Here is a 15,212-nt window from a genome sequence, read left to right on the forward strand (position 1 = left end):
TTCCTGTTAGTAGTCGAGCCCTTTAATTTGGGGGATAGCGTGGCAGCGGCAACCGATGTGACATCTGCCGGGGAATAAGCCTGTCTGGCCGTTATATCTGGCTCCACGCGACCAGAGATAGACGCCGTCTCCATACCCGGCATTAGTGCGAGCAATCACAAAGCATTTGATTTTCGCCAATGGGTATTTGCCCGCCGGATTACCAGAAACGCGCACGTCCTGTGATGTTGACCAGCGAAAGCGATCAATACCGGCGTTCTGCTGCCTCGCACTGGTGATATCAGCCTGAATTCTTGCTGTCTGGTCACGGGCTATCAGATGAGCGCGGTTATAGGTTGCTCCAGTAACATGCTGGAGATTACGAACAATCGTAGTAAGAGAGTCGCCGCGCAGGATGCCGTCAAACACCTGCCTTTGAATGTCTTCAAAATAATCCGACGATAGCGATTTAATCAGCGCTACATTGCTCTCTATTGACGCATCGACATAATCAACAAGGTTGTTGTTGACCATTAACGCGGTCATATCGATACCGATGGCCCGATTGATTTGCTCGACGAACGCTTCTGTACTCGCTGACTCAGCACGACTGACAACGCGTTGGGAAAGCCGCTCGGTTTGCCGCCGAAACGTCATACTCATAAATCGCTCTGACGCCTGCCGTATGGCCTCTTTCAAAATGTCAGTGAGATAACTGTCTGCCGTGTAATTCCGGCGCAACACCGGAACCAACGCCTCATCTACCACCTGCGCCATTTGCTGAATGATTTCGCGCAACTGTGCCCGATAAAAGCGCTCAGCATCATCATTCGGTTGGATTGGCCGGATCGATGCCCGGCGGCGTATTGGCGTTTTCGCCAGCAGCGTTTGCAAGTTCTCCAAGCCTGAACTGATAATCACCTTCTCGTTCGGCCTTTTCGTCAGACTCGATGTTGGTAATATCAGACTCGTCGATACCATAAACACCTTGCTCCATCAGTTTACGCGCCACCTGAGACGGCCTGACAACGCGTTGCTGTAGTCGGATATCATCCGCCTGCGCATCAGCCAGCCGCTGTGCCGACAGTTCAGAGTCTGTCGGCTGTGCCAGTGGCGCAAACTCGAAATCAAGACCATCAGGCATCGTACCCAGCGTTGAACGAATTAACACCTCGTCAATAGGCTTCAGAAACGGTCGATACTGCGATTCCTGTCCCCCCCGAATGGTGTTGTAGTAGTTATTCATATCGCCCTGGCCACTGTCGCCCACCCCTTTTGATTGAACGCCAAACAATCGCGTCATTGGAATACCGGCGGCGCCCGAGGTCCACTCCATCAATGCATTGAGTATTTCACCAAGTCCGCCGAACGATAACTGCTTGCGGTCTAACTGCTCGTCTTTATCCAGCAACGCCAATCGGTACAGCGATTTCATCATGCCGAAAATGTTGTAGCGCTTCGCTATAGCGTCATCCATATCGCCGGATGATAAGTCGTTAGCTAAGTTAGCTCTGTTGATAACATCGATGTTCGCCTCTTGTATCAGAGCTGCTATACCGCCCTTGGCTGACACGGCATCTTTGATATCCTCCAGGCAGCGACGTAGCCGGCTATCATCCCATCCGGCATTAATCATTCTCAACCGCATGGGCAGCGGTGCGCCGGGGGCTTTAACGAAATGGCTGTAATGAATTCGCTGGGTACCGCCGTTCACAACATAGTAATCCGGCAACATGTAATTCTCTGCCATCGGATCGGTCACATTGAACGCCTGCCCGTTAATAAACATTCGATCCAGAACCAGAAGGCGCTTTAACGATCCTTTTTGTATTTTTTTTAGCTCCAGCGGCTTATCAAATGACTGATCGGTAATCATCAATATGCCAGCACCGCCGTACACCCCCGCCCACTTGAATGCTTCCTGCGTTACCGATTGGACGTTGTACTGCTTTTCGGCTTCACGAATTGCTGTAGCATCATCTGATGCGAACTCGCGCCACTCCCGGGTAGCGTCGTCAACCGGAAAATCAATAATTGCGCGAGCGATCCAGTTTTCGACGTAGGCCGCTTCCAGCTCGCTGAAATCCTGCATCATGCCAAACTGGAAACGGTTGAACATGCGGCGGTCACGATCAGTGCCCATGCCCGTCATCACGTTAGCGAGCCCGTCGCTAGTCACCCTGATTCGGGGTTTAGAACCGTATTTGTTATCGGTCATCGTTAAACCCATCCCCACCCGGCACCCGCACCGGAAATTAATTCAATATCAATCGCATCCATGAACGTATCCAGGATGTCATCATTTTTGTGACTATCGTCAGCTGAGAAGTCGGCGCATTCGGCCAGCGCAGGCATAACCCAGTCGGTTTTTGCTGCTACCGTGCCGTCTTCGTAATAAACCTGATCAATACGCTGTCCGTCGTCCGTCATTAGCGCAGGGATGAACACCTTCCCGATTTTCATTTGAGGAACAGTGTTGAGGCAGCGGATCAGTTTGTTCTGTCCCGCGCCGCGAGGAATTTCCAGCACAGGAATGCTCTTGCGTTTTTTCAGTGTGGTGATGAGTCCCTGTCCGGCTTGTTTGTCCTCGATCCCCATATGCCGCAGTGGCGCGGGTTTCTTGCGGTTAAATGGCTTCCACTTTTCCCACAGCTCGATGGCTTTTTTCAGCAGGTCTTCCGGGTCCCACTTTCCACGAACGCTATCGATGAGATAGAGATTGCCGTCAACGCCCATGCCCACCAGCGAAAACACGGTGTAATCGTTGAAGTCTTCTACCTTGCCAGAGTTGGTATCAACATAGACGGCGCGATGCGTCAATTGAGGGAGGTGCGAATAACGTTTAAACCAGTCGGTATCAATCAGCCCACCGGTCAGCGCGCGCGGCCGCTGCATGTACTGAGACATGAACGTGTATTCGTCACGCTCCCACAGCCGCATCAAATCGCCGACGTATTCGTTTACGGGCCAATACGACCAATAACGAACGCCACCGACAACAACACTTTCAGTATCCTTGACCGCAAACCAGCACAGCGAACGCCATGGCTCAGGCAGCGAATCGATGTATTCCTCGTTGACCAGCGCCGGAATAGTAACGTGATGGAAATCCATCCCCATGCCGCCCGCGAGCATGAATCCTGTCGCATCGTCTGTGTGTAGTCGTTGCTGGATACTGACGAACGGCGTCGGATGGTCTTTCGATTTATCGCCACGTCGTGAACGAATGGTGTTTACCAGCAGGCGATTTGCATTATCTCGCTTGGTGCCGGAAAACATATCCTCCGGTTTGTTGTAGTCGTCGAGACAGACAAACCCGGAAAAGTCAGCGCCTGGGTACCCGGCACGACCACCGGTAATTTGCCCGCCGCTGGAGCGTGAAACTGTCTGGCCTACAGTGCGCCCGCGAGCATTCACCACCTCCCATTCTTCCGCCTGGTTCACACCAAATCGGCATGGCCATAGGGATTGATATTCAGGGCTGGCGATAATGTCACGGGTGCGTCTGCTGTTACGCTTAACCAGCGTGTCAGCGAATGATATGTTGAGATTACGAAATCGCCGTAGCCGTTCCGTTTGCACCAGCATGTTGATGTATGCCGGAAGGTGAACAGAAACAAACTCCGTTTTTGTCCCGCCTGGCGGAACGTTGATAATCAAATTACGCGGTTGAAGCTTGTTGGCTAGCAAGTCGTCAATTTTCGACGCCATCATGCGGTGATGCCAGTTCACCAATAGGCGATCACCCTGAAGCATTTCGAACCACAAGCGCGTGAAGTTTAAAAATGATTTCTCAGACTTGGATTTCAGAGCTACCCGTGCTGGGAAATCCAGATTTTCCCATTCGAGTAGTTCGCTCATGATAGTCAATCCAGGTCAGGTAGGTTTTTCTCCAGCGCTTGCTGCGCCTTAGCGTAATCTTCCGGGGTGTAGCTAACTTGGTTAACCGGCCCACCATCTTTGCCTGTCAGCTCGACCTTATGCTTGTTTGAGTAAGCATCACCAACTTCCTTCGCCGCCTGCTCAATAAGCTGAGCGGTCAAGGCGAAGTTCCTCATCCCCTCTGTTCGGTCAGCCATTCGGTTAAGCGTGCGTAGCCGATACGCCTTATTTGCAATTGGGATATCACCAATTTCGCTCTGAAAACGCTCGCGGGTGGCATCAAATAGATCAATCCATTTTTGGCTAAGTTTTTTAGCCATTGCGTTCGTAGGATTGTATTGAGATACCTGCTGCCTCGTAACCTTGATGTTATATTCAACATTTACAAGCTCTATGACTTTTGATGGGGATTCAAAACACGCTAAAGCCTGAACAATGAAGGATTTGACCTCTGTTGATAGAGCCGCCATTGGCCGCCTCCATGACAATCTAAATAAAGCTAACTACGCCATTTTCAATAAACACGTTCCGCACGCTCTTGCGACATCAACGTGAGCAACCTCCGGTCTGTTATTTGCCGCGCCAACCATTTCCTGCACGTCTTTGTCAGCCCCATAGCGACGAACCACACCAACGAATTCTTCAACATCGTGGCCGCGCAGTTTAAGAACCGGCTGACCTTCTTTGTTGAATTTCGGCGCACCAAATTCATCTGTGACTTGGCAAATGTGGTAAAGCTCGTGTTCCACCAGGGCACAGAAATCCAAATCAGAGCATTCAGCACAATAATCGGCTGCCGAAGTGATGATGAATGTCGGGACTCGACCGAACCATTCAAGCATCTGCTGTTCCATTCTGGCTTTTTGCCACCCACCAGCGCGCATAGAAACCTGTTCGCATTGACCGAGTACAGTTCGCCCTTGTTTTTCAAATGTCGATGAAGCCCACATAATGCAAAGGTCAGCATCAAGCAGATGTGAGTGATCAGGATTATGGAGAGCGCCGTCTTCGCTAAGTATCTGCTCATTTATCCACTCGCTAATACCATCTGCAGGCTGAAGACTGATGTATGGATTTGGTATCAGAGGGTTCCAAAAGGACATCGACGGGTATGGCCTTTTACTTTCAAGGTCCCGGTCCGGTTTTACCATTGTATATTCATCCTAAATTTTTATCGTCACGCGCCGTTAATGTAAAAAAGGATATTGGAGTACCACATGATTGAATATTTACTGGTTGGCGGTGGAATATTAATCTTTATGCTGTTTGCTTACCTCATTTGCCACATCTGGCTTAGGCGCAACACGGGCAAACTATCAAAATTTACCTTTAAAGACAGAAGGAAGGCCGATGTTTCACTGCACATACAGCTAGGCAAATCACCGGTTGGAGATATGGCTGGGCAGTTAATGTTCTCGTACCTGAGGTCTGCATTACGTGAGTTGAAAGCTTGTGGTTACAAAACAGTTAAATTCAGAAGTCATTTGGTGCGTAGAGAGCATGAGGAAAGTTTCCGAACCTTTCTTATGCACGAAGGTATGTCCATATCAAAACTTTCTTATATTCCAACCCCACGTTACGACCGCTTATCTATCTACGCAGAAATGTTTGCACGAAGGCAGAGCAAACCCCACGTTCACCATGAAACGGCTCAAGTCGTCATACAATTAAAAAAATAAGAAACCGCCCGGAGGCGGTCATCAAAGGTATTTATCAAGCTGCTTTGAAGCACTCTATTCAGATTATCTGGATATCAGTAAATAAGCCGAATGTTGGTAACGAACTATGTTTGCCATATCAGACTGAAGGGTCCATTCCTATTTTTTTAGCCATAATTTCAATAGATAACTTCAAAGCTTCGCTTTTATAGTTATTTTTACTTGTGAGCCTCCACAGTTGATGCACGATGTCCTCTGATTTGTTTACTTGATCAAGAGCAACAACAATCTTCCCGTCGTACTCATCAATCACGATCAAGTCACCCTCATCATCTATATATGCCAGTTGTTGGTTATTCATTTATTTCCTCTGCTGTAAATAGTACACATAAGAAAATATAGAATATAAATTGTACTATCACAGGCATTCAGTGAATGCCTACTGTAATACCTACTCAACCAGTTGGCTGAATTTCGGCGTAGTATTCTTTGCCCTGTTCAAACTGGTTGAAAGCGTCAGAGTTTGAAATATGGATCTGGCCGCTTGGTGTGAACTTTGACCAGTCCTCATTCTTATGGCTGCCGGAAGTGACGGCGTTCACATGGATGGTGCTATTTGAATCGTCATCTGCCTTCTGAATGAAATGGCAGCGAAATCTTCGCTTTTACAGTCATGGCATTTTCCTGTCAGTTAATTTTACAATGCTTCTGGGCTTCAATGGCATAGCCCTGAAGGTATTGGATCACTTGCTCGTCTCTGCTGGTTGACTCTCTGAGACTGAGAACAGCTTGTCCACCTGCTGGCGTGAGGTCGATTTGTACTGCATCGCCCAAGCTGCCGGTGCCGGAAGTGCTGTTCCCGACGAGCTGGCAGGTAGCAAGGTTTGCGGTTGCGATTTGCACCCGACGAGTGCCAGCAGCGATATCAGCACGCAACTTCTCATTCTTAGCCTGTTCATCTGCCATTTCCTTCGTGTGCAGAGCATCCAGCGCTGCAAGCGCAATCTGTGCTGCTTCGGTGCGTTTCTTCTGATTTGTCAGGTTAATCACAGCTTGATCGCTTTGTTTTTTCAGCTCGGCTATGTGGGATTCATTCAGTTTTGAAACATCAACATCCCACCGCAAACCCTGAACGTACCAACCGATAGCTATACCGACCATCAATGCCACTACCGTTACTTTCCAGCTTGGGAGGATAGACATAACGTACGCTCCTTATCGCGACGAACCACCAGCCCCGGCAATTTTTTACCACCGCCATATACCCAACGCGGGAACTGCTCACACGCTGCATGAATATTTCCGGCCCGAAATAACTGGAACATCGTTGATTTTTGCATCGTCTGGCAGCCGGCATTAAAAGCGATACTTGAGGCAGCGCTGAACGCACCATCCGGCAACTTTTTCCCGTTTGCGTATCTGTCAACGCAACGTTCAGCGTCGAGTATATTTTTCTGCCAGTCTGCCGCGATTTGCTGATCGGTCTTTCTGGCTCCATCTACCACACCGTGAGTGTTTCCGATTCCATCAGTGAGAATGCCAGCTGGACACACATACGGATCACGACGACAAGATTCAGCATTGCCGATCAACTCTAACCCACGTTCATTTGTACGAACCTGTCCGTTAGAAACCACGATGGCAATTATTGTCATTACGGAACACACTACACCAACAGCACCACCCGCTTTCTTAAAGTTGGCCATGATTAATCTCCGCGAATAATCGTCTTCCCTAACGAGGCCGCTGCCTCTATTGCTCGGGTTTGTCTGCGTTGAAAATAAACATTCGTGAAATACGTCGCGATAGCCACTACGATCCCGATAATGACCGCCGCCTGGCTCCAGTCGATGTGGTGAAACCAATCGAAAAATTTTCCTAACGCGATTAGCAGGCCGGATGACGAATACGCCCCAGCCGTCGTTATTTTCTCAGGCATTTTAATCATGCTCCGGCCTCCTCGATGTTCCCGAGGGTAGTGAATCTGCCCTTAGAATTGATCGTCAGATTTTGCAGGGGCAGAAAAAGGAAAAGCCCACCGAAGTGAGCCTTGAAGGTTGTCTTTTTTGCTTACTTTGTGTTTGGCTTTGGATATGGGAGAGGGTTAAACAATTTCGTATTAAGTCGCTTCTTCGCTCTCTTATTAAGAAAACGTATATACCTGAATTGCGTAAATTTATGAGCTGTAGCTCGGTGGACGTTGGCCTGTAAGTGTGATGCCCTGGAACCTGCTTTCCCGGATTTCGTTGTCAGCGCAATTTTGTGATACCACTCACCATCTAATTCATAAAATGTGCTTTGATGGCTTCCAATGTACTCAAAATTACTGGCCTGATACACGACGCCGAACCGCCCACACCGTTCATCAGCAAACGTCTGTACCCATTCAACAGCAGGGTACAGTAACTTAATGGTTTTCAATGCGTAGCTAATTGAACGAGATTCTGTATTACGCGGCATCCGGTCATGAACCCACAGTCGGTTTAACTCCATATACTGTTTGTTGCCTGTTCCTGTAACGATTTTTGATGCGCTACTGGGGTTCATTGCGTATCCCCATTGCATTACGCCAACCAAATCCCGTCCGCAGAATATTCCGAGATGCAGGTAGGAGTTATTCACAACGCGCTTACTGTAGTGGAAATTACAGATGACCAAGCGCGCCAACCAAACAGGAATTTTTGCTACATGCAGATCTGAGCATCCAAAACCGACTGTTTCACCGGCATAAATGACAGGGACAGGATTACCTACTGAACGTGATACGTTCGTTTTATATTTACTGGTCATTTATACAGCATTCCGATATTATCGACCCGCTAGCTAGCTGGGCCTCGGTTTACTTCATGACCTTGCGCGTGAGGTAAATGATCGTTGATAGTCTGACTACTATCAGCGATCGCCCACTTTCCTGAAGACATAAAAAACCCCGCTCAATGGCGAGGTTTGACAAAAATAAGATATGTGGCTAAGTAACCACTCTTATCACGTTACGATAGTTTTTGCGTACGCGTTAGTTTTTTTTTATGCACATAGATGATAGGGTTAAAATTCTAACAAAAAAGGAATTTGGTGATGGATACTCGAGGTTCATTGACCTACAATACTGTATACATGAACAGTATTTGTAAGGATTAGCTTATGAACAAATTAGCCCGTTTATTATTAACAGCTAGCTCTATCGCCCCAGTTTGTCTAACGCTTATGTTTATTGGTTGGATGGAAGATTCAACGTGGCTATTAATTTATAGCTTTTATACATGTGTCACTAGCTGGGTTTTATGTATTTCACTCATAAAATTTGCTAAGTGTAAACTGGAAACACTTTATAAAAATATTAGTACTCTTTCTCCTGCTAACAAAGAAGTTACTAACTATTTCTTAAGTTATTTGTTCCCTTTGTTAGGAACGGGCTCAATTGCAGAAAATAAAATGTATGCAATTTTCTTTTACATCTCTCTTTTAATTTATATTTCTTTTTCGGAAAATTATAATTTCAACCCCGTATTATCTCTTCATGGATATAAATTTTATGAAGCCGAGGATGATACCGGAGTAGGTTTTGTATTAATATCTAAGGAAATAATAACAGATATTAAAAATAAGTCATTTTCAGTTGTGCAACTCACTGACTACACATATCTACATATCAAAAGGTGAATATATGCCTCTTTTTGCTTTAATGGATGATCAAAGCGCCACAAAGATACTTAGAATTCAGCTAGATCGAGCGGCTAATGCACTTGTGTCTAGAATATTTAGTGATCAAAAGACTCGTTTTGAAACACATCACATGACAAAAGTATCTTTTTTTGCTGGTTATACCCCCAGTTGCAGTGAATGTTTCGAGTTAGATAATTTTAACGATTCGACTCTTTTAATTGATGCCGTGACCAGAAACACTGCCATACCAGTGTGGGATCCAAACATTATAGGGATTGATCATATTAAAGCCTTGTTTGTCGGGGTTAGTGCACCAACAAATAACAATATCATTGCTATACAAACTTTCACCAAAAAGCAAATTCTAGACACTTCCAAATCATTCGTAATGCAGTTATTGGGAAATGCAAATACATTTAGCCAAGCTGCAAACGTTGGTTTTAATATTGATGACAAACTTGTCGCAATAATTGATGGGAATAAAATATTTTTTAAAAGCTTTTTCAAATTAAGAAGTATTTTTGATATGACTCCTTACTTTCAAGAAGCAACAGATGACCAACTGGATGATTTTGCCAATCATGCCAGCTTTTATTTACCAGCAGGCTTTGATATTAAGAACATTGCAGATACTCCAATAAGAAGCAAGGTTACATTAGTTAACAATAGTGGAATCCTCAATTCTCAAAACCTAGTAATCTTAAAATCTGCCGCCCAGAAAATAAATTTTCCGCTACAAACTCAGATCACTGGCACAATTGAGAAAATAATCATGCCATCTACAAAAAAAGAAATAAAAGCACTACTTGACTTCTTAGATGAGGATATATTTACATCTGATCTATCACAACAGGTATTTAAGTCAAATTCAAAACGCCCATATGTATAATGGGCGTCACTAAATATCAATATTAATACTTTAATATGGAAAATAGTCCTTCAATGAACCCTAGGGCTATTTGCAAATCTTTCCTAACCGTACCATCTGAGCATTTTCTTCTTTTCGCAATCGCCCTTAGCGATATATTGAAAACGTAGTGCAGAATAACTAATTCATACTCTTCAATTCTATATTTTTTTAATCGTGCAACACAACTATCAATCATAATGCCGTCATCATCACAGCACTGTGTCCGTGATTTATTGGTATACGGTAACAGCCCTTTAAACCCTGCGGCAATAGGTTGCCAATCCACCTGGCTATTATCATTGGCGGCCCATGCTCCCCAAAGCTCTAATAGATATTGAATATCAGGCATTGGTTTTTCCTGCTCTAGCGGCAAGCTTTTCGGCACTGAACTCATAACTTCCCTTCCTTTCGTAAAATATACTGTGTACGCATTACGCCCTCGGCGTGATAAAGATGGGCTGTTTCGGTGTTAATGTGACGCGTTCTACGGTCTATTTCGTCGTGGCATGCACTACACGCCCATGCGCCCTGGATATCATCTGGTTTGATTCCAGTCCCGCAGGTTCCAGCAAGGCGATAATGCGCTAACACCGTTGTCTCACTGTTGAAGTTGCACACACCTGGTATGCGGATCTGACAATCGCGGCCACATGCCTCTTTTTTGAAATTAGTCATGCGGTGTACTCCAGCAACTGCGCAGCAGCGTTTTCTGCGGCCTGCTGGGTGGGAAATGTGCGGCGGAGAATGAAATTCCAGAGCACATCAAGGGTGGATTTATACAGGTCGTTGAATTCCAAATCGTCCATTTTAGCGAACGACACGGAACGGGCTTCTTTGTGGATACTGCCATCTGGCATGATGAAAGCATCATAGTGACCAGCCTCAACAGTCACCCAGCGGCGGAAGGCATCAAAAGATTTAGCAGCAGAAATATTGACGACACGTTGCTGTGACACTTCATCGAAATAGGCGTCAGCAACAGTATTCAGGGCATCTTCTACACCAATTTGACCAGCAAGGAAGCGGACGTAACCGCGAACGAACTCTCGTTCAGGTTGTGAAATGGTACCGCCGACCGGTTCCCAGTAATCAAAACCGAGGCCCAGCAGGGAGAAGTATTTGCGATGAAAGGCCGGATTACGCGCCTTTTTGAAGTCAGCAGAAATAACCGAACCAATTTTCAATCGATTCAGGTAGTCGCGTGTATCTGGTGCAGATGGGATGAGTATTCCACCAGCGGATTTTATAAGTGATAGTTGCGCCATGGTGTTCTCCATTGGCGCAGCAGGTCATAGGTTGTTCAGGCCTATGAGGGAATGTTACCAGAGGTGCTGGTAATTCGGTAGCCTGCTTTCTCCAGCATTTGCATAAACAACGAGGGCGTACCCACTATTTCATCATGCTGCAGAGGCATAAACGAAACCATATCTCCACTCCTATACATTAGCGCCCGATCACAATCCGGGAAATCCATGAACTTCGCTACAACAACCTGATCACGGCACCTAACCACCGCATAGCCAGTGGCTGGCAATTGTTCCTGTTCTTCGGCCACTCCAACTCCCTTTTTTAATAACTGTACAAATATACAGTAATAATTATTGACCTTAGCTAACACAATTGCAACGAAAAAGGAGTTGTTGTGGACTTGATCACGCAGCTACCTCCTGCCGTGCCACGCACATTTCCGGCAGATTGGCGCGAACAAGCGCCTCTGCGAACGGCGGCGGTACAGCATTGCCGCAACGCGCCACCTGCTTATCTTTCGCGTATTTGGTTCCGCGATAATCTTGATCGATGATGTACCAGCTCGGGAATCCCTGCGCTGCGTAAAGCTCGTGCGGCTGCAACATGCGCATGCCGATATCGACGATCTGATAATCGACGCCCTCGACAGTGACTAGGCCGAACCTGTCATTCGTGGTGACTGTGTGCAAGGGCCCACCCAGGCTGACGCCTTCTTTCTCATTGCCATAATACTTGAGCAGGAAAGCACGAACTTCGCCGATGTGCAGGCCGCCGGCTGTGATAGTCGGTGCAGGTTCGGTGACTGGCTGGCCGTCTTTGCAGGTGCCGCGCAGCTTAATCAGGTTGGATGTGACCAGTGCGTGATGATCCGTTGTAGTGACCGTGTGCGCCGGTTCATCCATCGCTGCGCCAGGACCGGTGTAGTTGCCGCCGTAATGTTTCGCCAGAAACGCGGATACCAGCTGCGATTTTCCTCCGCCACCAGCCGTTATCGTGCCGTTGGGTTCATCAGCACCATGCCCCACGCTATTTCCGAACTGACGAGCAATGACCGGAGCGATCAGCGCGGTGTGGCATTCTTTCAGGATTGTGTTCATTGGTAGGTCAATACAGCGCGGCTTTGCTGAATATTTCGGGCCACCTGCACCAGCAAGAAACGGCTGTACCAGCGCATAGCCGGGCGTTTTAGTGATCGTCTGCAACGGCTCGTTCAGCGACTGCCCACGGAAACAATCGTATTTCGTCCGGTTGCTGGTGTGGTTGCACTTCACGATAAACGGCGATGGGTTATTGATGACAAACCGCTCTAACCCCCGCGCTATACGGCGCAACGTGTTTTCAGCCAGCGGCTTTTTGCGCTCGAAAATCGACGGGCAAGGAATCGACCAGTCGATACATTCGGCTGCTGTGCGCCACGGCGCCAGCTTCCCACTTTGCACGTCCAGTGATTTCGGATCCCCGTGGCTCGCAGCAGGCCATTCAACTGGCTGGCCGTCACAACGCATCACCATGAAGAACCGGCGCCGCCTGGTCGGCGCGCCGAAGTCGCAGGCGCGTAACTCTTTGTGGTCAACAACGTAGCCCAGACCGGCGACCAGGCGGCGAACATCGTCGCTGTTAACATTGATGTTCAGCACTTCGCAACACTCAGCAATTGCCGGATGATCCGCTGCAATGCCGGTGGTCAGCATACCGATGAAAGCAGCAAAGGTTTTACCAGCGCGCGCCGGATCCGGATGCTCTGTACCGTCGTCAGCAGTCAGCAGAGGTCCCCACGTTTTAAACTCCTCTACGTTCTCCAGCATCATCACTCTTGGCCGTTTTACCAGCGCCCAGCGGATCACAATCCACGCCAGACCACGAATTTCTTTCTTAACTGGTTTGCTACCCTTCGCTTTACTGAAGTGACGGCAATCCGGGCTGAACCACGCCAAACCGACAGGATGGCCAGCGGTCGCCGCAATTGGGTCAACATCAAACACGGACTCGCAGTAATGCAGCGTATCCGGGTGATTTGTGCTGTGCATCGCAATGGCGTTTTCGTCATGGTTAATCGCGATATCCACGCTGCGACCCGTTGCCAGCTCAATGCCGGTACTGGCCCCGCCGCCGCCCGCAAAATTATCAACAATGATTTCACTCACGAGTAATTCTCCATGGCATTGACCAGTGATTTGGTCGCTTTGACGATGTCCGGTACCGACATTTTTTCCAGCCACATACGATTAATGTGATGATGTAACCGACGCTGATGATGCGCCGGAATTTCCCCAGCGCGTTCAACCTGCGAGTAGACCATTTCAACTTCTGCAGGCCATACCGTTTCCGGCACATCCACCAGCATCATCGATTCCAACTCGATAATACGTCTGGTGGCGTATTGCAGGAGTGGATCGGTATCCTCCGCCACCGCTGGCAACACGCCGTCTTTCAGAAAACAGATCCAGTGTGTATTCGAGCGTTTGCCGGATTTATGCCCTATTACAGGCTTATGCTCCGTCAGAGTCAGAATCAGGCTTACAGGAATATGCGTTTCGTTCCATTTGAAAATAAGCGTACCTCTAGGCCGCAGCACCCGAAATGCCTCACGAAAACCAGCACGCAAATCATCTCGCCATGTTTCTTTGTTCAGCGCTCCATACTTGGCGCGCATGTAGCTGTCGTCACCAGCACGAGCAAGATGCGGCGGATCGAATACTACCAGGCTAAAATTTTCATCGGCGAACGGCAGGCTGCGAAAATCAGCGATCACATCAGGTGAAATCTCCAACGTCCGGCCATCACACAATGTATGCGTTTCCTGACGGATATCACTGAAAACGGCACGCTGATCGCTCTTATCGAACCAGAACGCGCGGCCACCGCAACACATATCAAGAATTGGTGATACATCAGTCATGCGTCACCGTCCTTACGTTCAGTGTGTCTGTGTAGCGTACCCAGCACGCAGCCGCGCCATCTTCTGTATCGAATATGCTCACTAGTATCCAGCCTGTGCCGTTCGGCGGTGTTGGGTTCCATGCCGAAACCGTGTCGCTGTCGTAAACGCATTCTTCGCAAAAATCGGAAGACATAAACGTGTAGTCGTGCTCCATACCACGTTCAGCGTGCCAATTACGCACATCTTCTGCCGTCGCCCCTTCTTCAAACGGCGGGTTGTATGCGGGGTGATACCAAAATCCACTCTCATCGCGCTCAGGGAGCACAGGCCTAATGCGGGGATCATTCACGGACTGCGGGTCGACGGCGTCATTGCAGGCTTTTTCGATTAATGGAATGACCTCTGGCGTGACACCATCCAGTAATTCTCTCAATTCCGATTGTTCAGAGCGTAGCGAAAGAATCTCCGCATTCAGCCGAGTACATTCCGTTACAACACCAGCCAGTACAGATTTGTCTGGTGGAATATCCAGCGCATGACGAATACATTCCACCTCACGTGACATACTGGATTCGGTAGACAAAAGCCGTTCAAGTCGATTGGCAATGGAAGCCAAAAACTGCCCTTTTAGTGATTGATCATCCGTGGCCATTGAGCGAACAACTTCAATCATCACCGCTGTAGACATTTCAGGTTTCATGCCCGTACCTCCGCCAATAGCTGATTAAATTGTTCCTGCCGGGGGTGTACGCCAAATTTCGGTACTTCAGCATATCCGTCGAACGTCGGATAATGCAGGTGACGACCATTAGCACCGGTGCCATTTACACAGACAATCCCTTCATCTTTCAATTCGCGGATTTCCTGGCTTACTACGGAGACACTCAAGTTTAATCGGCGAGCTATTTCTCCAATAGTCGCCCCCTCGCTGGTCTTGATATAGCGAGTAACACGCTGTTTAGTCGTTAATTTTTTGGTCATTGGTCAAATC

General features: G+C 47.9%; 20 protein-coding genes and 1 pseudogene. 3 read left to right on the forward strand and 18 right to left on the reverse strand.

Annotation, left to right across the window (positions count from 1 at the left end; genetic code table 11):
• Window positions 1–6: 6 nt before the first annotated feature.
• Genes RS889_RS11835 through RS889_RS11855 form a run of 5 tightly spaced genes read right to left on the reverse strand, consistent with a single transcriptional unit; the run spans window position 7 to window position 5,012 of the window.
• Complete coding sequence (locus RS889_RS11835) at window positions 7–873, reverse strand: minor capsid protein (protein WP_315707408.1); 867 nt, start codon at window positions 871–873, stop codon at window positions 7–9.
• Window positions 806–2,197, reverse strand: coding sequence for a DUF1073 domain-containing protein (locus tag RS889_RS11840; protein ID WP_315707409.1), 1,392 nt, complete (start codon window positions 2,195–2,197; stop codon window positions 806–808). Before RS889_RS11840 ends, RS889_RS11835 begins: the two co-directional genes overlap by 68 nt.
• A gap of 2 nt (window positions 2,198–2,199) precedes the next feature.
• Window positions 2,200–3,840 carry a phage terminase large subunit gene (gene terL, locus RS889_RS11845; RefSeq protein WP_315707410.1) on the reverse strand — a complete coding sequence of 547 codons (1,641 nt, stop codon included), beginning with the start codon at window positions 3,838–3,840 and terminating at the stop codon, window positions 2,200–2,202.
• Window positions 3,841–3,845: 5 nt separating this feature from the next.
• Complete coding sequence (locus tag RS889_RS11850) at window positions 3,846–4,331, reverse strand: DUF2280 domain-containing protein (protein WP_315707411.1); 486 nt, start codon at window positions 4,329–4,331, stop codon at window positions 3,846–3,848.
• A 33-nt stretch (window positions 4,332–4,364) separates the two neighbouring features.
• Window positions 4,365–5,012: a putative metallopeptidase gene (locus RS889_RS11855; protein WP_425475076.1), complete on the reverse strand. Its 648-nt coding sequence runs from the start codon at window positions 5,010–5,012 to the stop codon at window positions 4,365–4,367.
• Between the two features lie 66 nt (window positions 5,013–5,078).
• On the opposite strand from RS889_RS11855, the gene RS889_RS11860 reads away from it, so the two are divergent.
• Complete coding sequence (locus RS889_RS11860) at window positions 5,079–5,540, forward strand: hypothetical protein (protein WP_315707412.1); 462 nt, start codon at window positions 5,079–5,081, stop codon at window positions 5,538–5,540.
• A gap of 118 nt (window positions 5,541–5,658) precedes the next feature.
• Here RS889_RS11860 and RS889_RS11865 read toward each other — a convergent pair whose 3' ends face one another.
• From RS889_RS11865 to RS889_RS11885, 5 genes are all read right to left on the reverse strand, one after another.
• Window positions 5,659–5,880, reverse strand: coding sequence for a hypothetical protein (locus RS889_RS11865; protein WP_315707413.1), 222 nt, complete (start codon window positions 5,878–5,880; stop codon window positions 5,659–5,661).
• Window positions 5,881–6,206: 326 nt separating this feature from the next.
• Complete coding sequence (locus tag RS889_RS11870) at window positions 6,207–6,722, reverse strand: lysis system i-spanin subunit Rz (protein WP_315707414.1); 516 nt, start codon at window positions 6,720–6,722, stop codon at window positions 6,207–6,209.
• Window positions 6,695–7,225, reverse strand: coding sequence for a lysozyme (locus RS889_RS11875; RefSeq protein WP_315707415.1), 531 nt, complete (start codon window positions 7,223–7,225; stop codon window positions 6,695–6,697). Before RS889_RS11875 ends, RS889_RS11870 begins: the two co-directional genes overlap by 28 nt.
• A 2-nt stretch (window positions 7,226–7,227) precedes the next feature.
• On the reverse strand, window positions 7,228–7,467 hold the full coding sequence (locus tag RS889_RS11880) for a phage holin (protein WP_021015876.1): 240 nt from the start codon (window positions 7,465–7,467) through the stop codon (window positions 7,228–7,230).
• A 122-nt stretch (window positions 7,468–7,589) separates the two neighbouring features.
• Window positions 7,590–8,309 carry a Mom family adenine methylcarbamoylation protein gene (locus RS889_RS11885; RefSeq protein WP_315707416.1) on the reverse strand — a complete coding sequence of 240 codons (720 nt, stop codon included), beginning with the start codon at window positions 8,307–8,309 and terminating at the stop codon, window positions 7,590–7,592.
• A gap of 351 nt (window positions 8,310–8,660) precedes the next feature.
• On the opposite strand from RS889_RS11885, the gene RS889_RS11890 reads away from it, so the two are divergent.
• On the forward strand, window positions 8,661–9,179 hold the full coding sequence (locus RS889_RS11890; protein ID WP_315707417.1) for a hypothetical protein: 519 nt from the start codon (window positions 8,661–8,663) through the stop codon (window positions 9,177–9,179).
• A 4-nt stretch (window positions 9,180–9,183) separates the two neighbouring features.
• Window positions 9,184–10,071, forward strand: coding sequence for a Kiwa anti-phage protein KwaB-like domain-containing protein (locus tag RS889_RS11895; protein ID WP_315707418.1), 888 nt, complete (start codon window positions 9,184–9,186; stop codon window positions 10,069–10,071).
• Window positions 10,072–10,093: 22 nt separating this feature from the next.
• On the opposite strand, the gene RS889_RS11900 is transcribed toward RS889_RS11895, so the two are convergent.
• From RS889_RS11900 to RS889_RS11935, 8 genes and pseudogenes are all read right to left on the reverse strand, one after another.
• Window positions 10,094–10,441, reverse strand: coding sequence for an antiterminator Q family protein (locus RS889_RS11900; RefSeq protein WP_315711030.1), 348 nt, complete (start codon window positions 10,439–10,441; stop codon window positions 10,094–10,096).
• Window positions 10,442–10,482: 41 nt separating this feature from the next.
• Window positions 10,483–10,767 carry a DUF1364 domain-containing protein gene (locus tag RS889_RS11905; RefSeq protein ID WP_315707419.1) on the reverse strand — a complete coding sequence of 95 codons (285 nt, stop codon included), beginning with the start codon at window positions 10,765–10,767 and terminating at the stop codon, window positions 10,483–10,485.
• The gene (locus RS889_RS11910) at window positions 10,764–11,357 is read right to left on the reverse strand and encodes a DUF1367 family protein (RefSeq protein ID WP_315707420.1); all 594 of its coding nucleotides are present in this window, start codon (window positions 11,355–11,357) and stop codon (window positions 10,764–10,766) included. The genes RS889_RS11905 and RS889_RS11910 overlap by 4 nt, the downstream gene beginning before the upstream one ends.
• Before the next feature lie 41 nt (window positions 11,358–11,398).
• Window positions 11,399–11,647, reverse strand: a complete 249-nt coding sequence (locus tag RS889_RS11915; RefSeq protein WP_021015870.1) for a hypothetical protein — start codon at window positions 11,645–11,647, stop codon at window positions 11,399–11,401.
• Between the two features lie 97 nt (window positions 11,648–11,744).
• On the reverse strand, window positions 11,745–13,484 hold the full coding sequence (locus tag RS889_RS11920; protein ID WP_315707421.1) for a DNA cytosine methyltransferase: 1,740 nt from the start codon (window positions 13,482–13,484) through the stop codon (window positions 11,745–11,747).
• Window positions 13,485–13,765: 281 nt separating this feature from the next.
• Window positions 13,766–14,239: pseudogene (locus RS889_RS11925) on the reverse strand (class I SAM-dependent methyltransferase); the annotation flags it as partial.
• Window positions 14,232–14,921, reverse strand: a complete 690-nt coding sequence (locus RS889_RS11930; RefSeq protein WP_315707422.1) for a hypothetical protein — start codon at window positions 14,919–14,921, stop codon at window positions 14,232–14,234. The pseudogene RS889_RS11925 and the gene RS889_RS11930, both read right to left, overlap by 8 nt.
• The gene (locus tag RS889_RS11935; protein ID WP_315707423.1) at window positions 14,918–15,202 is read right to left on the reverse strand and encodes a MarR family transcriptional regulator; all 285 of its coding nucleotides are present in this window, start codon (window positions 15,200–15,202) and stop codon (window positions 14,918–14,920) included. The genes RS889_RS11930 and RS889_RS11935 overlap by 4 nt, the downstream gene beginning before the upstream one ends.
• Between the last annotated feature and the right edge of the window lie 10 nt (window positions 15,203–15,212).

Origin of the sequence: Brenneria uluponensis (assembly GCF_032395385.1) — a bacterium.
GTDB lineage: Bacteria > Pseudomonadota > Gammaproteobacteria > Enterobacterales > Enterobacteriaceae > Prodigiosinella > Prodigiosinella aquatilis.